The 22,068-nt window shown below is 71.0% G+C and carries 20 protein-coding genes; 16 read left to right on the forward strand and 4 right to left on the reverse strand.

The features are described 5' to 3' along the window. From ACF061_RS37995 to ACF061_RS38005, 3 genes are all read left to right on the forward strand, one after another. On the forward strand, positions 1-696 hold a 696-nt coding region (locus ACF061_RS37995), incomplete at its 5' end, for a vitamin B12 dependent-methionine synthase activation domain-containing protein (RefSeq protein ID WP_392271588.1). A gap of 272 nt (positions 697-968) precedes the next feature. After that, positions 969-1,670, forward strand: a complete 702-nt coding sequence (locus tag ACF061_RS38000; RefSeq protein ID WP_392271589.1) for an HAD family hydrolase — start codon at positions 969-971, stop codon at positions 1,668-1,670. A gap of 658 nt (positions 1,671-2,328) precedes the next feature. Next, positions 2,329-3,933, forward strand: a complete 1,605-nt coding sequence (locus tag ACF061_RS38005; protein WP_392271590.1) for an ABC transporter substrate-binding protein — start codon at positions 2,329-2,331, stop codon at positions 3,931-3,933. Between the two features lie 77 nt (positions 3,934-4,010). Here the strand turns inward: ACF061_RS38005 and ACF061_RS38010 are convergent, their stop codons facing one another. Next, positions 4,011-4,682, reverse strand: coding sequence for a response regulator (locus tag ACF061_RS38010; RefSeq protein WP_392271591.1), 672 nt, complete (start codon positions 4,680-4,682; stop codon positions 4,011-4,013). A gap of 22 nt (positions 4,683-4,704) precedes the next feature. Beyond that, positions 4,705-5,877, reverse strand: coding sequence for a RecB family exonuclease (locus tag ACF061_RS38015; protein WP_392271592.1), 1,173 nt, complete (start codon positions 5,875-5,877; stop codon positions 4,705-4,707). A gap of 172 nt (positions 5,878-6,049) precedes the next feature. On the opposite strand from ACF061_RS38015, the gene ACF061_RS38020 reads away from it, so the two are divergent. From ACF061_RS38020 to ACF061_RS38030, 3 genes are all read left to right on the forward strand, one after another. Beyond that, a complete protein-coding gene (locus ACF061_RS38020) occupies positions 6,050-7,738 on the forward strand; it encodes a site-2 protease family protein (protein ID WP_392271593.1) in 1,689 nt (562 codons plus the stop codon). Positions 7,739-7,798: 60 nt separating this feature from the next. Continuing rightward, positions 7,799-8,701, forward strand: coding sequence for a tRNA (adenine-N1)-methyltransferase (locus ACF061_RS38025; protein WP_276109401.1), 903 nt, complete (start codon positions 7,799-7,801; stop codon positions 8,699-8,701). Between the two features lie 263 nt (positions 8,702-8,964). After that, on the forward strand, positions 8,965-9,546 hold the full coding sequence (locus ACF061_RS38030; protein WP_392271594.1) for a hypothetical protein: 582 nt from the start codon (positions 8,965-8,967) through the stop codon (positions 9,544-9,546). 57 nt (positions 9,547-9,603) lie between these two features. Here the strand turns inward: ACF061_RS38030 and ACF061_RS38035 are convergent, their stop codons facing one another. Continuing rightward, positions 9,604-9,909 carry a ferredoxin gene (locus ACF061_RS38035; protein WP_392271595.1) on the reverse strand — a complete coding sequence of 102 codons (306 nt, stop codon included), beginning with the start codon at positions 9,907-9,909 and terminating at the stop codon, positions 9,604-9,606. A gap of 243 nt (positions 9,910-10,152) precedes the next feature. Between ACF061_RS38035 and arc the strand changes: the two genes are divergently transcribed. The 6 genes from arc (at position 10,153) to prcA (ending at position 16,305) form a co-directional block, all read left to right on the forward strand. After that, positions 10,153-11,919 (forward strand): proteasome ATPase, encoded by a 1,767-nt coding sequence (gene arc / locus ACF061_RS38040; RefSeq protein WP_392271596.1) that lies wholly within the window; start codon positions 10,153-10,155, stop codon positions 11,917-11,919. Positions 11,920-12,153: 234 nt separating this feature from the next. Beyond that, positions 12,154-13,665, forward strand: coding sequence for a depupylase/deamidase Dop (gene dop / locus ACF061_RS38045; protein WP_392271597.1), 1,512 nt, complete (start codon positions 12,154-12,156; stop codon positions 13,663-13,665). A gap of 187 nt (positions 13,666-13,852) precedes the next feature. Then, the gene (locus ACF061_RS38050; protein ID WP_392271620.1) at positions 13,853-14,071 is read left to right on the forward strand and encodes a ubiquitin-like protein Pup; all 219 of its coding nucleotides are present in this window, start codon (positions 13,853-13,855) and stop codon (positions 14,069-14,071) included. Between the two features lie 50 nt (positions 14,072-14,121). Then, entirely contained in the window at positions 14,122-14,697 is a 576-nt protein-coding gene (locus tag ACF061_RS38055) for an endonuclease domain-containing protein (protein WP_392271621.1), read from the forward strand. Continuing rightward, complete coding sequence (prcB, locus tag ACF061_RS38060; protein WP_392271598.1) at positions 14,649-15,494, forward strand: proteasome subunit beta; 846 nt, start codon at positions 14,649-14,651, stop codon at positions 15,492-15,494. The genes ACF061_RS38055 and prcB overlap by 49 nt, the downstream gene beginning before the upstream one ends. 58 nt (positions 15,495-15,552) lie before the next feature. Beyond that, positions 15,553-16,305 carry a proteasome subunit alpha gene (gene prcA, locus ACF061_RS38065; RefSeq protein ID WP_392271599.1) on the forward strand — a complete coding sequence of 251 codons (753 nt, stop codon included), beginning with the start codon at positions 15,553-15,555 and terminating at the stop codon, positions 16,303-16,305. Between the two features lie 63 nt (positions 16,306-16,368). On the opposite strand, the gene ACF061_RS38070 is transcribed toward prcA, so the two are convergent. Then, positions 16,369-17,385 carry a LacI family DNA-binding transcriptional regulator gene (locus tag ACF061_RS38070; RefSeq protein ID WP_392271600.1) on the reverse strand — a complete coding sequence of 339 codons (1,017 nt, stop codon included), beginning with the start codon at positions 17,383-17,385 and terminating at the stop codon, positions 16,369-16,371. Between the two features lie 212 nt (positions 17,386-17,597). Between ACF061_RS38070 and ACF061_RS38075 the strand changes: the two genes are divergently transcribed. The 4 genes from ACF061_RS38075 to ACF061_RS38090 all read left to right on the forward strand — a co-directional run bounded on the left by ACF061_RS38075 (position 17,598) and on the right by ACF061_RS38090 (position 21,958). Then, positions 17,598-18,866, forward strand: coding sequence for an MFS transporter (locus tag ACF061_RS38075; protein WP_392271601.1), 1,269 nt, complete (start codon positions 17,598-17,600; stop codon positions 18,864-18,866). A gap of 9 nt (positions 18,867-18,875) precedes the next feature. Next, positions 18,876-20,237: a Pup--protein ligase gene (gene pafA / locus ACF061_RS38080; protein ID WP_392271602.1), complete on the forward strand. Its 1,362-nt coding sequence runs from the start codon at positions 18,876-18,878 to the stop codon at positions 20,235-20,237. A 233-nt stretch (positions 20,238-20,470) separates the two neighbouring features. After that, positions 20,471-21,493: an FKBP-type peptidyl-prolyl cis-trans isomerase gene (locus ACF061_RS38085; RefSeq protein ID WP_392271603.1), complete on the forward strand. Its 1,023-nt coding sequence runs from the start codon at positions 20,471-20,473 to the stop codon at positions 21,491-21,493. Between the two features lie 93 nt (positions 21,494-21,586). Further along, the gene (locus ACF061_RS38090) at positions 21,587-21,958 is read left to right on the forward strand and encodes an FKBP-type peptidyl-prolyl cis-trans isomerase (RefSeq protein WP_392271604.1); all 372 of its coding nucleotides are present in this window, start codon (positions 21,587-21,589) and stop codon (positions 21,956-21,958) included. Positions 21,959-22,068 lie beyond the last annotated feature (110 nt).

The following is a 22,068-nucleotide window of genomic DNA, read 5'->3' on the forward strand; positions in this document are numbered from 1 at the left end:
TGGGGTCTGAAGCAGGCCCGTACCGGTGAGGGGCCGACGTACGAGGAGCTGGTGGAGACCGAGGGCCGGCCGCGGCTGCGTGGTCTGCTCGACCGTCTGCAGACGGAGAACCTCCTCGAAGCGGCCGTCGTCCACGGTTACTTCCCGTGCGTGTCCAAGGACGACGACCTGATCGTCCTGGACGAGCAGGGCAACGAGCGCACCCGGTTCACCTTCCCGCGTCAGCGGCGTGGCCGGCACCTGTGCCTGGCGGACTTCTTCCGTCCGGAGGAGTCCGGCGAGACGGACGTGGTCGGCTTCCAGGTCGTCACCGTCGGCTCCCGGATCGGGGAGGAGACCGCCCGGCTGTTCGCCGCCGACTCCTACCGCGACTACCTGGAACTGCACGGCCTGTCCGTCCAGCTCGCCGAAGCCCTCGCCGAGTACTGGCACGCACGCGTCCGCTCGGAACTGGGCTTCGCCGGTGAGGACCCGCAGGCCATGGAGGACATGTTCGCCCTGAAGTACCGGGGCGCCCGGTTCTCCCTGGGCTACGGCGCCTGCCCCGACCTGGAGGACCGTGCGAAGATCGCCGAGCTCCTGCGGCCCGAGCGGATCGGTGTGCACCTCTCCGAGGAGTTCCAGCTCCACCCCGAGCAGTCCACCGACGCCATCGTGATCCACCACCCGGAGGCGAAGTACTTCAACGCCCGCTGAGGTCTCACCCGGGCCTGCGGGGACGCGCCCGGGGCCCGCGGAGACGTTCCGGAGGCGCCCGAGACGCACCCGGCGTGCCCCCGGAGGAGGTCCCCGAGGCGTGTCCGCCCTCGCCCGAACGGGCGAGGGCGGAGTGGCGAACGGGGGAAGCCTCGGCCGGATGCCCGCCCGGCAAGCCGTTCGGCCGTCCACGTCGTACACTAGTCGGTCCACTGCAGGCCGGTTCCCCGCTCGGGAACCGGCCTGATCGTCCCTCAAGGAGGTGCGCACGGATGACCAGTACGGTCCCCGCGCTCGGAACCCGGCCGGCGGAAGGCTCAGCCCTGCAAGCCGTGTTCCTCGACATGGACGGCACCCTGGTGGACACGGAGGGCTTCTGGTGGGACGTGGAGGTGGCGGTCTTCGCCGCGCTCGGGCACACGCTTGACGAGGCGTGGAGACACGTCGTCGTCGGTGGCCCCATGACACGCAGCGCCGGTTTCCTCATCGAGGCCACCGGCGCCGCCATCACCCTCGCCGAGCTCACCGTGCTGCTCAACCAGGGTTTCGAGGACCGCATCGACCGCACCGTGCCGCTGATGCCGGGCGCCGCCCGGCTGCTGGCCGAGTTGTCCGCGCACGAGATCCCCACCGCCCTGGTCTCCGCCTCCCACCGGCGCATCATCGACCGGATACTGGCCTCGCTCGGCCCCCAGTACTTCGCCCTCTCGGTCGCCGGTGACGAGGTGGCGCGCACCAAGCCGCACCCCGACCCCTATCTGCTGGCCGCCTCCCGGCTGGGCGTGGACCCGGGCCGGTGCGCGGTCGTCGAGGACACCGCGACCGGCGTCGCCGCCGCCGAGGCCGCCGGCTGCCGCGTGGTCGCCGTCCCCTCGGTCGCCCCCATCGCGCCGGCCCCCCGGCGCACCGTCGTCACCACGCTCGAAGAGGTGGACCTGCCCTTCCTGCACGGTCTGATGGCGGACCCGAACTAGTGCCGCGACACGCGGGGTCGGCTCCGTCGCGACGCCCGGCACGCCTTCCCCGCACCCTTCCGGCAGGGGCCTGACCCGCCGCACCGGACGAAGGCCCGAGTACGACCCGAACGAGGACTCCCGCCCGGCACTCCACCGAACTCTCCGAGCAGGGGAACCCCCGGAGCACGCACCGGACGCCGCTGCCTGACGGGCCGACAGCCGCCCGCCGCGGCACCGGTCCCGGTGGCCCTGCCCGCCCCGTCCGGTGCGCCGAACCGGCTCGGGGACCGCCCCGTCGGCGTGTGCGCGAAACGCGGCGAAACGCGCCGGAGGGCTGAATTCCACTTCGCGTCCGCCGAGTTGATGGGGTGACGTTCATCACCTCATACGGGGTCGACAGGGGGGCCGTCATGTGCTTCCCACCCCCTTTCGGGCAGGGTGGGTGCGCCTTTGTGTCCCGTTTGGCGGCACGCTGCACGAATCCTTCCAGTGGCGCGTTTTCGGTGAGTCCACACCCGGTTCCACTGTGTGATGGCGGCTCGGCGGCGGTGGCCGCGAGAGGTTCCGCGGGCGCGGACTAATCTCGTCGCGAGTACACAGCCCCGACCCCGTGATCGGCAGCAACACCCTCTGCATGCCGGGTACACGGACCTGACAGCCCTGGAGAAACTCGAGCATGAACCGCAAGACTTTGGTGCTGCCGGCCGTGGTCGGTCTGCTCGCGCCGGTACTCGCCGCGTGCGGCGGGTCCGACAGCGGAAGCAAGAGCGGCGGCGCCATCGTCGTCGGCACCACGGACCGGTTCACCGCCTCCAAGGAAGAACCCGCGCCCTTCGACCCGGCGTACGCCTACGACGTCGGCACCTGGAACGTCCTGCGTCAGACGGTGCAGACGCTGATGACCACGCCCAAGGGCGACGGCGACCCCGTCCCCGAGGCCGCCGAGAAGTGCGGTTTCACCGACAGCGGCAACGAACGCTACGCCTGCACCCTGCGTGAGGGCCTTCAGTTCGCCAACGGCGACAAGATCACCGCGGCCGACGTGAAGTACTCCATCGACCGCGCCCGCGCCATCAAGACCGACACCAACGTGGGAGCCCTGCTCTCCACCGTCGACACCGTCGAGACCCAGGGCGACCGCGAGGTCATCTTCCACCTCAACACCGCCGACGCGACCTTCCCGTACAAGCTGTCGACGCCCGTCGCGGGCATCGTCAACCCCAAGAACTACGAGAAGAACAAGCTGCGCGACGGCTTCGCGGTGGACGGCTCCGGTCCGTACACCATGAAGGCCGACGTCAAGAACGACGAACTGGTCGACGCCGTCTTCACCAAGAACCCCAAGTACAAGGGGACGCTGACGCTCAACAACGACAAGGTGGAGATACGTTCGTTCGCGGACGCCGACGCGATGGGAGCCGCCCTGAACAAGGGTGACATCGACGTCATGACCCGCACCATGTCGCCGGAGCAGATCCAGAAGCTCTCCAACGCCTCCGGCGGCAAGGTCGACCTCGTCGAGATGCCCGGTCTGGAAATCCGCTACCTGGGCTTCAACACCGACGCCCCGAGCGTCAAGGACAAGGCCGTGCGCCAGGCCATGGCACGGGTCGTCAACCGCAGCGAGCTCGTCGCCAAGGTCTACGGCAGCCAGGCCGAGCCGCTGTACTCGCTGGTCCCGGCGACCGTCACCGGCCACTCCAACTCCTTCTTCAACATGTACGGCGACCCCAGCGTCAGCAAGGCCAAGTCGCTGCTGGAGAAGGCCGGCATCACCACCCCGGTCAAGCTCACGCTGAACTACACGAACGACCACTACGGCTCGGCCACCAAGAAGGAGTTCGAGGTCCTGCAGCAGCAGCTCAACTCCAGCGGCCTGTTCGACGTCAGCATCAAGGGCATCGACTGGAAGATCTTCCGCCCGGCCGAGCAGAAGGGCACCTACGACGTCTACGGGATGGGCTGGTTCCCCGACTTCCCGGACGCCGACAACTTCATCGCGCCGTTCCTCGACAAGGACAACATGCTCGGCTCGCCGTACGCCAACGGCAGGATCCGCAACGAGCTGATCCCGCAGTCCCGCCGCCAGGCCGACCGGCTCTCCGCCTCCGCCAGCCTGACGGAGATCCAGGACCGCGTCGCCGACGACGTCCCGGTGCTGCCGCTGTGGCAGGGCAAGCAGTACATCGCCGCCCGCGACGACATCACGGGCGCCGCGTACGCCATCAACTCCTCCGCCACCCTGCAGCTCTGGCAGCTCGGCCGCGGCGTGAGCGGCTGACCCGGCACCAGCGGTACGACGAGGGCGCCCCTCCCGGACTTCCGGGAGGGGCGCCCTCGTCGACGGACCGTCCGGCGCTACTGCGCGCCGGGCCGCACCAGACCGCTCTCGTACGCGTACACCGCCGCCTGCACGCGGTCCCGCAGCCCCAGCTTGGTCAGCACGTGCCCGACATGGGTCTTGACCGTCGTCTCGCTGACGAAGAGGTCCGCGGCGATCTCCGCGTTCGACAGCCCGCGCGCCACCAGCTTCAGCACCTCCACCTCACGCTCGGTCAGCGTGTGCAGCGTGTCCGGCACCGGCTCGTCCCCGGAGGGCAGGTGGGTGGCGTACTTGTCCAGCAGCCGGCGCGTGATGCTCGGCGCCAGCATCGCCTCGCCGGCCGCCACCACGCGGATGGCCTGCACCAGCTCGTGGGCGGGCGCGTCCTTCAGCAGGAACCCGCTCGCCCCCGCCCGCAGCGCCTCCACCACGTACTCGTCGAGGTCGAAGGTGGTCAGCACCAGCACCTTCGCCGGGCCGTCGCGCTCCGGTCCGGTGATCTGCCGGGTCGCCTCCACGCCGTCCATCCGCGGCATGCGGATGTCCATCAGCACCACGTCGGGCTGCAGCGCCCGCACCTGGTCCAGGGCCTGCAGACCGTCTCCGGCCTCGCCCACGACCGCGATGTCCTGCTCCGCCTCCAGGATCATCCGGAACCCGGTGCGCAGCAGCGGCTGGTCGTCGACGAGTAGGACGCGGATGGCCACGTAAGTCTCCTTCGCTGGGACCCTAGTCCGGCCCCATTCTGCCCTGGGCCGGTGGCGCGACCGGTGCCAGGGGCAGCGGGTAGGGCGGGGGAGTGCCGCCGAACTCCGGACAGTGCGCCCGGTGGTCGCACCAGCCGCACAGCTTCGTGGGACGCGGCCGCCAGTCGCCGGTCTCGGTGGCCAGCCGGATCGCCTCCCACAGCGCCAGCAGCTTGCGCTCGGTCCGCTCCAGATCGGCCGGGACCGGGTCGTACGTCAGCACGTCGCCGCTGCCCAGGTACACCAGTTGCAGCCGCCGCGGGACGACCCGCTTCAGCCGCCACACCACCAGGGCGTAGAACTTCATCTGGAACAGCGCGCCCTCGGCGTACTCGGGCCGGGGCGCCTTGCCCGTCTTGTAGTCGACGATCCGGACCTCGCCGGTCGGCGCCACGTCCACCCGGTCGATGATCCCGCGCAGCCTGAGCCCCGAGTCCAGTTCCGCCTCGACGAACAGCTCCCGCTCGGCCGGTTCCAGCCGGGTCGGATCCTCCAGCGTGAACCAGCGCTCCACCAGCCGCTCCGCCTCCGCCAGCCAGCGGGCCAGCCGCTCGCCGTCCGCGTCGCCGTCGAACAGCTCCACCAGCTCCGGCCTGGACTCGCGCAGCCGGTCCCACTGGCCCGGGACCAGCGCCTTGGCCCGGGGCGCGGTCCGCTCGGCGGCCGGCGCGTCGAAGAGCCGCTCGAGCACCGCGTGCACCAGCGTGCCCCGCGTCGCCGCCTCGCTCGGCTTCTCCGGCAGCCGGTCGATCACCCGGAACCGGTAGAGCAACGGGCACTGCATGAAGTCCCCGGCCCGCGAGGGCGACAACGAGGAGGGCGGCGCCGCCGCACGGACCTCACCGCCCGCCCCCGGGACGTCCGCCCGCGCCGTCGGGCCGGCTTCCCCGGAGGGCGTCCGTACCGTCGCGCCGGGCCCGGCCGCCGGCGGTGCCACGGGTGCTTCCGGCTCCGGCGCCCGTGTAGTCGCGTCCCCGGCCGCCGCCCGCCCGGCGTCCGCCGGGGCGGACATCGCGTCCGCCGGCCCGGCCGCCGCCGCGTCCGCCGACCCGGCGGGCGCCGGCTCCACGACCGGCGCGGGCCGCGGGGCCGGCGCCCGGGCGGGTACGGCCTCGCCGGCGTGGTCCTCCGCCGGGCCCTCCGTGCTCGTTTCCATGCCACAGACCCTACGGCCGGCCACCGACAGCGACCCAGCCGCGGTGACGACGCGGACGACAGCGGGGGGACTCGGGGGGGTGCCGGGCTGAACCGTGCGCCACGGCCGCATACCATCGACCCGAGACCTCCGGCCGGCAGGCACGGGGACGCGCTTCGAACGAGGGGACACCGTGGACGTGAGCGGCGGAAGCGGGCAGCCGCGGTCCGGCAACGACGAGCCGGCGGAGTCCCGCACGGACCCCGCGGCACCGGCCGCCGACTCCGCGCGCCGCGATGCCGAACCGGCCGCACGGCCCCCCGAGCCCGCACACGGCGCCGCGCCGGACGCGTCCCGGGCGGCCCCGGAACAGGACGGCGGCGCGCCCGGGGCGGGCCCCGCGCGACCCTCGCCCGACAGCCGCAGGGCGCCGGACACCGCGCCGCCCGAGACGCCGGCCCCCGACCCGACGTCCCCGGAGGCCCGGCCCCCGGGCGCGGGCCGCCGAGTGCCGGACGAGGCGCCTGGCGCGGCCGCGACCACCCGCGAGGACGGTTCCGGCGACACCCCCGCGCCCGACGGCGCGCCCACGGGCGGCGGCGACGCCCCCCTGCCGCCGCGCCCGCACGCGCCACCGCGCACCTCGGCGGCGGCCGGTCCCGACACCCATCCCGACCGCGCCCACGCGCACACCGGTCCGGGCCGCACCCGTCCGCCCCGGCGCCCCCGCGAGCCCGGCGGCGGCCTCCTCATGGGGCGGCCCTTCGGCGTGCCCGTCTACGTGGCGCCCAGCTGGTTCCTCGTCGCCGCGTTGATCACCTGGGTGTTCGGCGGACAGCTCGACCGTGTGCTGCCCGGGCTCGGCGCCGCCCGCTACCTGGTGTCCCTCTTCTTCGCGGTCGCCTTCTACGGCTCCGTCCTCGTCCACGAACTCGCCCACACCGTCGCCGCGCTCCGCTTCAAGCTCCCGGTCCGCCGCATCCAGCTCCAGTTCTTCGGCGGTGTCTCGGAGATCGAGAAGGAGGCCGAGACCCCCGGCCGCGAGTTCGTCCTCGCCTTCGTCGGCCCCTTGCTCTCCCTCGTGCTGGCCGGCGTCTTCTACCTCGCCCTGAAGCCCGTCGAGCGCGGCACGGTCCTCGGTGTCCTGCTGGCCGCGCTGATGATCTCCAACCTCATCGTCGCCGTCTTCAACCTGCTGCCCGGCCTGCCCCTGGACGGCGGCCGGATGCTCCGCGCCGTCGTCTGGAAGATCACCGGCCGGGCCATGAGCGGCACCGTCGCCGCCGCCTGGGTCGGCCGTGCCCTCGCCGTCTCCGTCCTCATCGGCCTGCCCCTGCTCAGCCAGTCCGGCGCCCTCGGCGCCACCGCCGAGGACAGCGTCGGCATGGACACGGTCACCGACGCCCTGCTCGCCGCTATCATCGCCGCGATCATCTGGACCGGCGCCGGCAACAGCCTGCGCATGGCCCGCCTGCGCGAACACCTCCCCGAACTGCGCGCCCGTGCCCTCACCCGCCGCGCGATCCCCGTCGAGACCGGCACCTCGCTCGCCGAGGCCCTGCGCCGCGCCAACACCGCCGGCGCCCGCGCCCTGGTCGTCGTCGACGGCCACGGCGAGCCCCTGTCCCTGGTCCGCGAGTCCGCCATCGTCGGCGTGCCCCAGCACCGCCGCCCCTGGGTCTCGGCCGGCGAACTCGCCCAGGACATCACCGAGGGCATGCGGGTCTCCGCCGAGCTGGCCGGCGAGGAACTCCTGGACGTGCTGCGTGCCACCCCGGCGACCGAGTACCTCGTCGTGGAGGAGACCGGCGAGATCTACGGAGTGCTGTCCGCCGCCGACGTCGAGCGCGCCTTCGTCAAGGCCATGGCCCGCCCTTCCTAGCGCGTGTCGAGGCGCCCGGCCGTGGTCGGCGGCCCCCGTGAAGCCCGGTAGGCTGGTCACATGTCCGAACCGACCGGTGCCGCCCGCCGCCGCGGGCCCTTCAAGGTCGGGGACCAGGTACAGCTGACCGACCCCAAGGGCCGCCACTACACGTTCACGCTCGAGGCCGGGAAGAACTTCCACACCCACAAGGGTTCCTTCCCGCACGACGAACTGATCGGCGCACCCGAGGGCAGCGTTGTCCGCACCACCGGCAACGTCGCCTACCTCGCGCTGCGTCCCCTGCTCCCCGACTACGTCCTGTCCATGCCCCGCGGGGCGGCCGTCGTCTACCCCAAGGACGCGGGGCAGATCCTCGCCTTCGCCGACATCTTCCCCGGCGCCCGCGTCGTGGAGGCCGGCGTCGGCTCCGGCTCGCTCAGCAGCTTCCTGCTGCGCGCCATCGGCGACCAGGGCATGCTGCACAGCTACGAGCGCCGCGCCGACTTCGCCGAGATCGCCCAGGCGAACGTCGAGCGCTACTTCGGCGGCCCGCACCCCGCCTGGCAGCTCACCGTCGGAGACCTCCAGGACAACCTGTCCGACACCGACGTCGACCGTGTCATCCTCGACATGCTCGCCCCCTGGGAGTGCCTGGAGGCCGTCTCCAAGGCGCTCGTCCCCGGCGGCATCCTGTGCTGCTACGTCGCCACCACCACCCAGCTCGCCCGGACCGTGGAGTCCATCCGTGAGATCGGCTGCTTCAACGAGCCGACCGCCTGGGAGACGATGATCCGCAACTGGCACATCGAGGGCCTGGCCGTCCGCCCCGACCACCGCATGATCGGGCACACCGGCTTCCTGCTCACCGCCCGGCGCCTCGCCGACGGCGTCGAGCCGCCCATGCGCCGCCGCCGCCCCGCCAAGGGCGCCTACGGCGAGGACTACGAGGGCCCCAACGCCGACGGCGGCGCGGGCCGCTGAGGCGACGCCCTGCCGCGACCAACGAAACGGCGCCGTGGCGCAGTTCCCGATTCCGGTCGGCAACTGCGCCACGGCGCCCTCGCGTTGGCCCCGGGGCGCACATGGCGGTCCCGAACACCCCGACCGGCTCCACCACGCTCCGGGACCCGCCCCACCGCAGCCCGGAACGGCGGCGGGTACCCACCCCACCGTTCCCCCGCACTGTGACGTGTGGCACGATGCTGGCCACCCCACCGGCACAGCCCTCACGGGAGACACTCCTAGTGCAGCACTCCGCCGTTCCGGAACTGGCACACACGCACACCCGCCCCGTCCACTGGGTCGCCACCGCCGCGGCCGTGGCCGGTGTGGTCGCCCTCTCCGCGGCCGTCCGGCCCGGCTCCGCCACCGCCGCCCAGCCCGCCGGCACCCCCCAGGTCAGGAGCGCCCCCGCGGCCGTCGCGCCGCCCACCACCGAGGACGTGGCCTTCCCCATCCAGTGCGGCCCCGTCCGGGCCGTGGTGGCGAAGAAGGCCTCCGGGGACCTCGACGGCGACGGCCGGCCCGAGACCGTTGCCGTCGTGCACTGCGACGCCTCCATGGGCACCCCGCCCGACGCCGTCTACGTGCTCACCCAGGCCCGGGGCGCGAAGACCCCACGCGTGGTGGCCACCCTCGTCGACCCCAAGGACCGGTACACGGTCACCGACTTCGCGGTGCGCGCCGGCGAGGTCACCGCCACCCTGCTCGGCTACTCCTCGCCCGACGTGCCCAATTGCTGCCCCGATCTGAAGGACGGCGCGAAGTGGCAGTGGAAGAACGGCGCGTTCGTCCGTTCCGCTCCCGCCGAGGCACGCAGTATCTGACCCGCGCCGCGCGGCGTGTGAGAAACCGGACAGCAGTGACGACAGGCACTCGTGCGGTCACTCCGCGTCAGGCCCGTACACCTCGACCCTGTCCGAAACCCGCCGCACGTGGATGCACTCGCCGGGGCACTCCCTCGCCGAGTCCACCACGTCCGTGAGAAGGGGCAGCGGCACGGGCGTTGCCGCGCCCTTCGCCTGCAGCAGCTCGTCCTGCGGGCTCTTCACGTACGCCAGACCGTCGATGTCCAGCTCGAACACCTCGGGCGCGTACTGCGCGCAGATGCCGTCACCGGTGCACAGATCCTGGTCGATCCAGACCTCCAGTGCCTCGCCGCTGTCCGAGGTCTGCTGCTGCACGCTCATATCTCCTGCCCTGTCACGTCGAACCGCGCGGGAATCCGGCCAGCTCTGACGGGTGTTGAACGACTTGACCCTACCTCTGACGGCTTTCCAATCATGTTCGGTGGGTATTCCCCTGGCGTGAGGGAGAGCGCAAGGGTGAAGATCGGACACACCCCGACAGTCTTTGTGATCTAGGGGTTTCAATCGACACCCACCCAGGTAGGGTCTGGAAGCGTCCAGCTCCCCTTGGAGGAGGTGAGGACCGTGGCAGCCCACGACGACGACATGAACCGCGGCATCCGCCCGGGACGAGGGTCCGACGACCCGGCCGGGCAGATCGCCTACCTTGAGCAGGAGATCGCCGTCCTGCGACGCAAGCTCGCCGACTCTCCGCGACACACGAGGATTCTCGAAGAGCGGATCGTCGAGCTGCAGACCAATCTGGCCGGCGTGTCCGCGCAGAACGAGCGACTGGCGAACACGCTCCGCGAGGCCCGCGACCAGATCGTGGCCCTCAAGGAAGAGGTCGACCGGCTCGCCCAGCCGCCCGCCGGCTTCGGCGTCTTCCTGCAGGCCAACGAGGACGGCACCGCCGACATCTTCACCGGCGGCCGCAAGCTCCGGGTGAACGTCAGCCCCAGCGTCGAGCTCGAGGAGCTCAGGCGCGGCCAGGAAGTCATGCTCAACGAGGCGCTCAACGTGGTCGAGGCCATGGAGTTCGAGCGCGTCGGCGACATCGTCACCCTCAAGGAGATCCTCGAGGACGGCGAGCGCGCCCTGGTGCTCGGGCACACCGACGAGGAACGGGTGGTACGGCTCGCCGAGCCGCTGCTGGACGTCACCATCCGCCCCGGCGACGCCCTGCTGCTCGAACCCAGGTCGGGCTACGTCTACGAGGTCGTGCCCAAGAGCGAGGTCGAGGAACTCGTCCTCGAAGAGGTGCCCGACATCGGGTACGAGCAGATCGGTGGCCTCGGCAACCAGATCGAGATGATCCGGGACGCGGTCGAGCTGCCGTACCTCTACCCGGACCTGTTCAAGGAGCACGAACTGCGTCCGCCCAAGGGTGTCCTGCTCTACGGGCCCCCCGGGTGCGGCAAGACGCTCATCGCCAAGGCCGTCGCTAACTCGCTGGCCAAGAAGGTCGCCGAGGTGACCGGCCAGGCCGCGGGCAAGAGCTTCTTCCTCAACATCAAGGGCCCCGAGCTCCTGAACAAGTACGTCGGCGAGACCGAGCGGCAGATCCGCCTGGTCTTCCAGCGCGCCCGGGAGAAGGCCAGCGAGGGCACCCCCGTCATCGTCTTCTTCGACGAGATGGAGTCCCTCTTCCGCACCCGCGGCTCCGGCGTCAGCTCGGACGTGGAGAACACCATCGTCCCGCAGCTCCTCGCCGAGATCGACGGCGTGGAGGGCCTGCAGAACGTGGTCGTGATCGGCGCCTCCAACCGCGAGGACATGATCGACCCCGCCATTCTGCGACCCGGCCGGCTCGACGTGAAGATCAAGATCGAGCGTCCGGACGCCGAAGCGGCCAAGGACATCTTCGCGAAGTACCTCACCGAGCGGCTTCCGCTGCACACGGACGACCTCTCGGAACACGGCGGCGAGAAGGACGCCACGGTCCAGGCCATGATCCAGACCGCGGTCGAGCAGATGTACGCCGAAACCGAGGAGAACCGCTTCCTGGAGGTCACCTACGCCAATGGCGACAAGGAAGTCCTCTACTTCAAGGACTTCAACTCCGGCGCCATGATCGAGAACATCGTGGGCCGCGCCAAGAAAATGGCGATCAAGGACTTCCTGGAGAAGAACCAGAAGGGCCTGCGCGTCTCCCACCTCCTCCAGGCATGCGTGGACGAGTTCAAGGAGAACGAGGACCTGCCCAACACCACCAACCCGGACGACTGGGCCCGGATCTCCGGGAAGAAGGGCGAGCGGATCGTCTACATCCGCACCCTGATCACCGGAAAGCAGGGCGCGGACACCGGACGCTCCATCGACACGGTGGCGAACACCGGTCAGTACCTGTAAAAGCGGGGCGGCTGCGGGTGCCCTCGGCGGGTACCCGCAGCCGACCTGTTTTTCGGGGCCACGCATGGAGCAGGCAATGACGCAAATGATCTCCCCACCAGCGCAAAGGCGTTCTAGGCTCTTTCCTACCGCCGGGTCGCGCAGTGCGGGGACGGGCACCGCACAGGCACCCGGGCACCAGCGGTACTTGAGCGCCGCCCACGACCGAGGGCGCCGCCGGGCAAGGAGGGCCGCATGACCGTACGGCGAGTAATGGGCATCGAGACGGAGTACGGGATCTCCGTCCCCGGTCACCCCAACGCCAATGCCATGCTCACCTCGTCCCAGATCGTCAACGCCTACGCCGCGGCGATGCACCGGGCCCGCAGGGCCCGCTGGGACTTCGAGGAGGAGAACCCGCTGCGGGACGCCCGCGGCTTCGACCTCGCCCGCGAGGCCGCCGACTCCAGCCAGCTCACCGACGAGGACATCGGCCTGGCCAACGTCATCCTCACCAATGGCGCGCGGCTCTACGTCGACCACGCCCACCCGGAATACAGCGCCCCGGAGGTCACCAACCCGCGCGACGCCGTCCTGTGGGACAAGGCCGGCGAGCGGATCATGGCCGAGGCCGCCGAACGGGCCGCCCAGCTGCCCGGCGCCCAGCCGATCCACCTCTACAAGAACAACACCGACAACAAGGGCGCCTCTTACGGCACGCACGAGAACTACCTGATGAAGCGGGAGACCGCCTTCTCGGACATCGTGCGCCACCTCACGCCCTTCTTCGTCTCCCGCCAGGTGGTGACGGGCGCCGGCCGCGTCGGCATCGGCCAGGACGGTCATGAGCACGGCTTCCAGCTCAGCCAGCGCGCGGACTACTTCGAGGTCGAGGTGGGCCTGGAGACCACCCTCAAGCGCCCGATCATCAACACGCGCGACGAGCCGCACGCCGACGCCGAGAAGTACCGCCGCCTGCATGTGATCATCGGCGACGCGAACCTGTCGGAGATCTCCACCTACCTCAAGCTGGGCACGACCGCCCTGGTCCTTTCCATGATCGAGGACGGTTTCATCGCGGTCGACCTGGCCGTCGACCAGCCGGTCCGCACCTTGCACCAGGTCTCGCACGACCCCGGCCTGAAGCGGCTGATCACGCTGCGCAGCGGCCGGACACTCACCGCGGTACAGCTCCAGATGGAGTATTACGAGCTGTCGCGCAAGTACGTCGAGGAGCGCTTCGGAGCCGACGCCGACGACCAGACCAAGGACGTCCTGACCCGCTGGGAGGACACCCTCAACCGCCTGGAGCACGACCCCATGAGCCTGGCCGGCGAGCTGGACTGGGTCGCCAAGCGCGAGCTCATGGAGGGCTACCGGCGCCGTGACGGCCTCGACTGGGACGCGGCGAAGCTCCACCTGCTCGACCTCCAGTACGCCGACGTGCGCGCCGAGAAGGGCCTCTACAACCGCCTGGCGGCCCGTGGCCGCATGAAGCGGATCCTGGACGAGAGCGAGGTCGACCGGGCCCGCAGGAAGCCCCCCGAGGACACCCGCGCGTACTTCCGCGGCCGCTGCCTGGAGCAGTACGCCGACGACGTCGCCGCGGCCTCCTGGGACTCGGTCATCTTCGACCTGCCGGGGCGGGACTCCCTCCAGCGCGTCCCAACCCTGGAACCGCTTCGCGGAACGCGTAATCACGTCAAGGAGCTCCTGGACCGCTGCCGCACCGCGGAGGACCTGGTCAGGGTCCTGTCCGGCGGCTGAGTGGGTACCCGGACCGGGCACGGCCGGCCGGGGTGGAAACCCCGGCGCCCGGGAATCATCGGGATGGCACCCGTATGTTGCGGAAACTGCGGGGCCGATGTCGGACCCGGCTTGTAGGGTCTGATCATCACCGATCGGCCGTAATGCCGACCATGTCGGGCGAACCGAACTGAGCGGGGTGAGGGTTATGGCGACCAAGGACACCGGCGGCGGGCAGCAGAAGGCCACGCGCTCTACCGAGGAGGTCGAGGAGCAGGCGCAGGACGCGCAGGCGAGCGAGGACTTCAAGGAACGCCACGAGAAGCTGAGCGACGATGTGGACGACGTCCTGGACGAGATCGACGACGTGCTCGAGTCCAACGCCGAGGACTTCGTTCGCTCATTTGTTCAAAAGGGCGGCGAGTAGCCTTCGGATCGAAGGCTCGGGGGGCTTCGGAGTTGACACCGGAAGAGGATGTGAAGCGCTGCGCGCGGTGTGGCAAGGACAGGCCGCGCGCAGCCTTCGCTCGCGACCGGACCGATCCGGACGGCCTGCGACAACGCTGCCGAGATCGCGCGTCGGACCGTCACCGGACGCGTCGGCAGGCCCTGGGACGCAGGGTCCGCCCCAGGGGGGAGCCGCCCGAGGGACACCGGCTCTGCCTCAAGTGCGGTGAGGTCGAGCCGTGGAGCGCACGGCACCGGGATGCGACCGCATCGGACGGGTCGTCGAGGCACCGCGAGGCCTGCCGGGCCGTCAAGGGACGCGCAGGTCGTCCGAAGCCTCGGTACGGCGTCACCGAAGCAGAACGTGACGAGTTGATCGCCTCCCGGGGAGGCGTCTGCTGCATATCTCCGGCGGCGCCCGCCGCACATGTGGATCACTGCCATGAGACGGGTAGGGTCCGTGGCGTACTGTGCTTCAGCCGCGACGCAGCGCTGGGGCAGTTCAAGGATCGGCCCGATGCCATAAGGCGGGCTGCCGCATACGTGGAAGGAATCGCGTGGAAGCCAACACTCGTAGCACCGGGCGTCTACCAGCTGCCTTCCTGACGCCTGGGTCCGCGTCCTTCATGGACTTCCTCGCCGAGCACCAGCCGGAGCTGCTGCCCGGCAGGCGGCAGCTGCCGCCCACCCAGGGTGTGATCGAGGCCCCGCACGGCACGACCATCGTGGCCGTGACCTTCCCGGGGGGCGTCGTGCTGGCCGGCGACCGGCGGGCGACCATGGGGAACGTCATCGCGCAGCGGGACATCGAGAAGGTCTTCCCGGCCGACGAGTACTCGGCCGTCGGCATCGCCGGCACGGCGGGTCTGGCCGTGGAGATGGTGAAGCTGTTCCAGCTGGAGCTGGAGCACTTCGAGAAGGTCGAGGGGACGCAGCTTTCGCTGGAGGGCAAGGCGAACCGGCTGTCGACCATGATCCGCTCCAACCTCGGCATGGCCATGCAGGGCCTGGCCGTGGTCCCGCTGTTCGCCGGGTACGACGTCGACCGGGACAAGGGGCGCATCTTCTCCTACGACGTCACGGGCGGCCGCAGCGAGGAGCACGGCTACGCCGCGACCGGTTCCGGTTCGATCTTCGCCCGCGGCGCCATGAAGAAGCTCTACCGCGAGGACCTGTCCGAGGCCGAGGCGACCACACTGGTGGTGCAGGCCCTGTACGACGCGGCAGACGACGACTCGGCGACCGGTGGTCCCGATGTCGCCCGCCGGATCTATCCGATCGTCACCGTGATCACCGATGACGGCTTCCGCCGGCTGACCGAGGACGAGTCCTCCGAGATCGCCCGTTCGGTGCTGCAGCGGCGCCTGGAGCAGCCCGACGGCCCGCGGGCCGCGCTGCTGTAGGCGGCGGGTTCTTGTCCAGGGTGGTCCAGTGACTTCGACAGAAAGGGACGGATAACCGGTGTCGACGCCGTTCTATGTCTCACCTCAGCAGGCCATGGCCGACCGGGCGGAGTACGCCCGCAAGGGCATCGCCCGCGGCCGCAGCCTGGTCGTGCTGCAGTACGCCGACGGCATCGTGTTCGTCGGTGAGAATCCGTCCCGCGCGCTGCACAAGTTCAGCGAGATCTACGACCGGATCGGCTTCGCCGCGGCCGGCAAGTACAACGAGTACGAGAACCTGCGCATCGGCGGTGTCCGCTACGCCGACCTGCGCGGCTACACCTACGACCGGGACGACGTCACCGCCCGTGGGCTGGCCAACGTCTACGCCCAGACGCTGGGCACGATCTTCTCCAGCGCGGCCGAGAAGCCGTACGAGGTGGAGCTGGTGGTCGCAGAGGTGGGGGAGACCCCGGAGGGCGACCAGATCTACCGGCTGCCGCACGACGGCTCGATCGTGGACGAGCACGGCTCGGTCGCGGTCGGCGGGAACGCCGAGCAGATCAGCGGCTACCTCGACCAGCGGCACCGGGACGGGATGACGCTGGCCGAGGCGCTGAAGCTGGCGGTGCAGGCCCTGTCCCGCGACACCAACGGCAGCGAGCGGGAGATCCCCGCCGAGCGCCTGGAGGTCGCGGTGCTGGACCGCACGCGTCCGCAGCAGCGAAAGTTCAAGCGCATCGTCGGGCGTCAGCTCTCCCGGCTGCTGGAGGGCGGGAGCGCGGACACCTCCGGCGACTCGGACGACGGCGCGGACACCGAGGAGGAGTGACCCCGGCCTCGTTCCGCGTCCCGGGTGCCCCGGCCGACCACACGGCCGGGGCACCCGTGCGTTTCAGGCGGCCCCCGGCGGCGCCGTGGAGCCCCGCACCACCAGCCGGACCGGGATGTCGCCGCCGCCGGGCGCGCGGCCGTCCAGGACCGCCAGCAGGGCGTGCATGCCGCGCTCGCCGAACAGCTCGGCGTCCAGTCGTACGGTGGTCAGCTCGGGATCGATGGCGGTGGCGAGGGCGAGGTCGTCCACGCCGGTGACGGAGATGTCGTCGGGCACCCGCAGGCCGAGTCGGCGCAGCGCCTTGTAGGCGCCCGCGGCCAGTTTGTCGTCGTCGCAGACCACGGCGGTGGGGCGGGGCCCCGGGGCGCCCAGGGCGGCCTCGGTGGCGGCCCGGGCGTCCTCGATGTCGATGGGGGCACGGGCGGTGCGCACGGAGCCCCCGGTTACGGCGCCCACCCGCGCCGCGAGCTCCCGAGCCCGCACCTCGAACGTCCAGGACGCCACGTCCGCGGCCAGGTGCAGGAAGCGGCGGTGGCCGAGCCCGAGCAGGTGGTCGGCGACCTGCCGTATGCCGTCGGCGATGTCCAGGTTCACCGTCGCGGCGCCGAGGCTGCCGTCGGGGTCGCTGTCCAGCATGACCAGGGGGAGCCGGTCGCCGCGGATCGCGGTCAGGGCGTCCGCCGCCATCGAGGAGGCGATCACGCCGTCCAGGGCGGCCTGGGCGGAGGCGAAGGGGTTGCGCGCCGGGCCGATGCCCTCGGGGGAGGGGTAGAGGACGACGCCGAAGCCGTGCTCGGCGGCGACCCGGGCGGCGCCGGTGTAGACGCCGGCGAAGAACTCGGTGGTCAGGGCCGGGACGACGAGCAGCACGGTGCGGGTGTGGCCCAGGCGGAGATTGCGGGCGGCGAGATTGGGCCGGTAGCCGAGGTCGTCGGCGGCGCGGCGCACCCGTTCGGCGGTCGTCTCCGACACCCGGCCGCGCCACTTGTCGCCGAGCACGAGCGAGACGGCGGCCTGGGAGACCCCGGCGGCCTGGGCGACGTCACGGCTGGTGGGGCGCGTGCTTCCTGGTGCCACCGCGGGGCTGCTCCTGTTCGTCAGGTGGTTCGCCGCGGGGCGCTCGGCAGCCGGCCGAGCCGCGAGCGCGCCCGGCTCCCGGAGCCTTCGCGCACTCGCGCCCCCGTCGCCGGGGCGCCCTTCGGGCTCACCGTCGTCTGGACGGTGAACAGCGCACATGGTACGTATTGCGAGGACCGTTATACGTAACACTTGAGCTTGGGAGGCGGGCGATGGCCGCGGGATTCGCGGGGTACCTGGAGATCCTCAGGGCGCGGCACGCCGCCCGGCTGCTGGTGGGCACGCTCGTGGGGCGGCTGCCGAACGCGACCGCGGCCATCGCGATCGTGCTGTTCGTCCGTGCGCAGGGCGGCACGTACAGCCTCGCCGGGGCGCTGGCGGCGGTGTACGGCGTGGCGAACGCGGTCGGTCAGCCCGTGCTCGGCCGTCTGGTGGACGTCCACGGGCAGCCCCGGGTGCAACTGCCGGCCGCGATGGCGGCGGCGCTGGCGGCGACCGCCTTCGCCCTGACCGGCACCGAGCCGCGCGCCCTCGCCTACACGGCGGTCGCGGCGGCCGGGCTGTTCACGCCGCCCCTGGAGGGCGGTCTGCGCGCCCTGTGGCCCGCCGTCCTGCGCAAGGAGGCCCAGGTGCACATGGCGTACGCCATGGACGCCGTGGCCCAGGAGGTCATGTTCACCGCGGGACCGCTGCTGGTGACCCTGTGCGTGTCGCTGTGGTCGGCGCGGGCGGCGCTGGTGGTGCTGAACGTGGTCGGGGTGCTGGGCGCGCTGTCCGTGGTGCTCTCGCCGCCCTCGCGGGCGTGGCGTTCGGCGCCGCGGGAGGCGCACTGGCTCGGGGCGCTGCGCTCGCCCGGCCTGCTGTCCCTGCTCGCCGCGTTCCTCTTCGTCGGCATCGCGCTGGGTTCCATCACGGTGGCCGCGGTCTCCTACGCGGACGACCACGGCGGCGACGCGGTGTACGGCTGGCTGATGGCGGCGCTGGGGCTGGGCGCGCTGGCCGGCGGCGCCGTCTACGGGGCCCGGCAGTGGGCGGGGGAACCCGAGCGGCGACTGCGCGTGCTGGTGGCCCTTCTGGCGGTGTGTTACCTGCCGCTGACGCTGATGCCGGGCCCGGTGGCGATGGTGGGGCTGACGGTGCTCTCCGGGGTGTTCCTGGCGCCGTGCATCGCCTGCGCGTTCGTCATCGTGGACCGGCACGCGCCGAGCGGGACGGTGACGGAGGCGTTCTCCTGGCTGGTGACGACGTTCACCGTGGGCGCGTCGGTGGGAACGGGGGCGGCGGGGCCGGTCGTCCAGGCGGGCGGCGCGCTGTGGGGGTTCGCGGTGCCGGGCGCCGCCGGAGCCCTGTCGTTGCTGGTGCTGCTGGCGACGGGGCGGGTCCTCGCAGCTCCCGTGGGACGGGCGGTCGTTGCGGCTTCATCGGAAAATGATCCAAATCGTGCTGCCGAACCCCGTTTCAGCTCGGGGGATCGGGCGTAATGTTCACTCATGGACCGCCGCATTTTCGGGCTGGAGAACGAGTACGGCGTCACGTGCACGTTCAGGGGACAGCGCCGCCTGTCGCCTGACGAGGTGGCGCGGTACCTCTTCCGCCGTGTCGTGTCATGGGGCCGCAGCAGCAATGTCTTTCTGCGAAACGGCGCCCGGCTCTACCTCGACGTGGGCTCACATCCGGAATACGCGACACCCGAATGTGACAACGTGATCGAATTGGTCACCCACGACAAGGCCGGCGAGCGCATTCTCGAGGGACTCCTGGTAGACGCGGAACGACGCCTGCACGAGGAGGGAATCGCGGGCGACGTCTACCTCTTCAAGAACAACACCGACTCGGCGGGCAACTCCTACGGGTGCCACGAGAACTATCTGGTGGCACGGCACGGGGAGTTCTCCCGGCTCGCGGACATCCTCATCCCGTTCCTGGTCACCAGGCAGCTGTTGTGCGGCGCGGGCAAGGTCCTGCAGACGCCGCGCGGGGCCGTGTACTGCGTGAGCCAGCGGGCGGAGCACATCTGGGAGGGGGTCTCCTCGGCGACGACCCGGTCCCGTCCGATCATCAACACCCGCGACGAGCCGCACGCGGACGCCGAGCGCTACCGCCGGCTGCACGTGATCGTGGGCGACTCGAACATGTCCGAGACGACGATGCTGCTGAAGGTCGGCGCCACCGACCTGGTGCTGCGCATGATCGAGGCGGGCACGGTGATGCGCGACCTGACCCTGGAGAACCCGATTCGGGCGATCCGCGAGGTCAGCCACGACATCACGGGCCGCCGCAAGGTGCGCCTGGCCAGCGGCCGGGAGGCCTCCGCCCTGGAGGTGCAGCGGGAGTACTACGAGAAGGCCGTCGACTTCTGCGAGCGCCGCGGCATCCGCACCGGCACGGTGGAGCGGGTTCTGGAGCTGTGGGGCCGGACGCTGGACGCGATCGAGAGCGAGGACCTCGACCGGATCGGCACCGAGATCGACTGGGTGATGAAGTACAAGCTCATCGAGCGGTACCGGGCCAAGCACAACATGACCATGTCGCATCCGCGGGTCGCCCAGATAGACCTCGCGTACCACGACATCCACCGTCGCCGGGGCCTGTACTACCTGCTGGAGAAGAAGGGCCAAGCCACCCGGATCTGCAACGACTTGAAGATCTTCGAGGGCAAGTCGGTCCCGCCGCAGACCACTCGGGCGCGCCTGCGCGGCGACTTCATCCGGCGGGCGCAGGAGCAGCGGCGCGACTTCACCGTGGACTGGGTGCACCTGAAGCTCAACGACCAGGCACAGCGGACCGTGTTGTGCAAGGACCCGTTCCGGTCGGTGGACGACCGGGTGGAGAAGCTCATCGCCGGAATGTGACCGGAAAGTGAGCGGGATGTCGTGGGAGAGGCGCTCCGTGCGAATTGCCGGAACGCCGTCCGGGCGCCGTGCGTTTCGCGTACGGCGCCCTTCTCGCGCGGGCGGCGCCCCGGGGGCGTTCCGCGGGCACCGGGCCGAATCCCGATGCGGGCCGGAACCGTTGCCGGCGCCGAATCGTCAGTAAGGTAGCGCGCACGCCATCAACAAGATCGACCGATTACGAGGCCCCCACCGTGCGCCGACGCTCTCTTCTCCTCACCGTCCCCGCGGGTCTGGTCACGCTGGCCGCCTGCGGAAACGACAAGTCCGCCTCGGGCGGGGAGAGCGGCAGCGCCTCCCCGACGCAGTCGCCGTCGCCGTCGGCCCCGGCCACGTCCGCCGCGCCGCCGCCGAAGATCGTCTCCGGGCCGCTGCCGGCGATCACCGCGGGCACGAAGTTCGGTGAGAAGCCGACCGTGGCCAAGGGAGGCGGCCAGCCGTCGAAGGACCTCGCCGTCAAGACGGTGATCGCGGGCGGCGGCCGCACGCTGGCGGAGAACGACTACGTCCAGGCGCACTACCTGGGCCAGGTCTGGGACACGGCGAAGGTCTTCGACAACTCCTACGACCGGGGTACACCGCTGATCATCCAGCTCGCCCAGGGCACGATCATCGACGGCTGGCGCTATGCGCTGGCGGGACGGAAGGTCGGCAGCCGGGTCGAGTTCTCGGTGCCCCCGACCTGGGGCTACGGCTCCCAGGGCAACGCCCAGGCGGGCATCAAGGGCACCGACACGCTGGTGTTCGTCGTCGATGTGCAGGACGCCTTCAACGCCAAGAGCTCCGCCCGGGGCAAGGTGGTGCAGAAGAAGACCCCGGACCTGCCGACGGTGGGCACCGAGACCAAGGGGGACGCCCCCGGGATCACCGTCCCGCCGCACACCGCCGCGCCGAAGAAGCTGGTGGCGGAGTACGTCATCGAGGGCGACGGCCCGGCGGTCAAGGCGGACAACACCGTGCTCGTCCAGTACCAGGGCGTGCTGTGGGACACCGGCAAGGAGTTCGACTCGACGTACAAGAGGAAGGCGCTGACCTCCTTCTCGCTCCAGCAGGTCGTCAAGGGGTGGGCGCAGGGCCTGACCGGCAAGAAGGTCGGCAGCCGGGTGCTGATCGTCGTTCCGCCGTCCGAGGGGTACGGCGACAACCCGCCTCCGAACAGCGGAATCAAGAAGGACTCCACGCTGGTGTTCTCCGTGGACATCCTGGCCGCGATGTAGCGCCACGCGGCGGCCCTACCGTCGCGGGCGCGACGCGGGCGGGGATGAAAGACTGTCCGCGTCACGTGTCGTACACGAGCAGGAGCAGAAGACGTGAACATCGACAAGCCCGAGATCGACTTCCCGGGCGGCGAGCCCCCGGCGGACCTCGAGATCAAGGACATCTGGGAGGGCGACGGGCCCGAGGCGCAGGCGGGGCAGAACGTCACCGTCCACTACGTGGGCGTCGCCTTCAGCACCGGCGAGGAGTTCGACGCGAGCTGGAACCGGGGCACCCCCTTCCGCTTCCCGCTGGGCGGCGGACGGGTCATCGCGGGCTGGGACCAGGGCGTGCAGGGCATGAAGGTCGGCGGCCGCCGCCAGCTGACCATCCCGGCGCACCTCGCCTACGGCGACCAAAGCCCGACCCCGGCGATCAAGCCCGGTGAGACCCTGATCTTCGTGGTCGACCTGCTCGGCGTCTGATCGGCGTCCGCGGTCGGACCGGATCCGATCACCTGGGGCCCACGCCTGTCCGGCGTGGGCCCTCGGCTTTCGCCACCGTGCCGCGGGGCGGTACGGTCATCGGTCGTAAG

The sequence above is a fragment of the Streptomyces sp. NPDC015220 genome (genome assembly GCF_043079345.1).
Classification (GTDB): domain Bacteria; phylum Actinomycetota; class Actinomycetes; order Streptomycetales; family Streptomycetaceae; genus Streptomyces.

Bases quoted from the DNA above. Each gene is read 5' to 3' on its own strand.
- dop (WP_392271597.1), top strand. From the start codon at position 12,154: ATGACCGTACGGCGAGTAATGGGCATCGAGACGGAGTACGGGATCTCC.
- ACF061_RS38005 (WP_392271590.1), top strand. From the start codon at position 2,329: ATGAACCGCAAGACTTTGGTGCTGCCGGCCGTGGTCGGTCTGCTCGCG.
- ACF061_RS38000 (WP_392271589.1), top strand. From the start codon at position 969: ATGACCAGTACGGTCCCCGCGCTCGGAACCCGGCCGGCGGAAGGCTCA.
- ACF061_RS38015 (WP_392271592.1), bottom strand. From the start codon at position 5,877: ATGGAAACGAGCACGGAGGGCCCGGCGGAGGACCACGCCGGCGAGGCC.
- ACF061_RS38075 (WP_392271601.1), top strand. From the start codon at position 17,598: ATGGCCGCGGGATTCGCGGGGTACCTGGAGATCCTCAGGGCGCGGCAC.
- ACF061_RS38025 (WP_276109401.1), top strand. From the start codon at position 7,799: ATGTCCGAACCGACCGGTGCCGCCCGCCGCCGCGGGCCCTTCAAGGTC.
- ACF061_RS38035 (WP_392271595.1), bottom strand. From the start codon at position 9,909: ATGAGCGTGCAGCAGCAGACCTCGGACAGCGGCGAGGCACTGGAGGTC.
- pafA (WP_392271602.1), top strand. From the start codon at position 18,876: ATGGACCGCCGCATTTTCGGGCTGGAGAACGAGTACGGCGTCACGTGC.
- ACF061_RS38050 (WP_392271620.1), top strand. From the start codon at position 13,853: ATGGCGACCAAGGACACCGGCGGCGGGCAGCAGAAGGCCACGCGCTCT.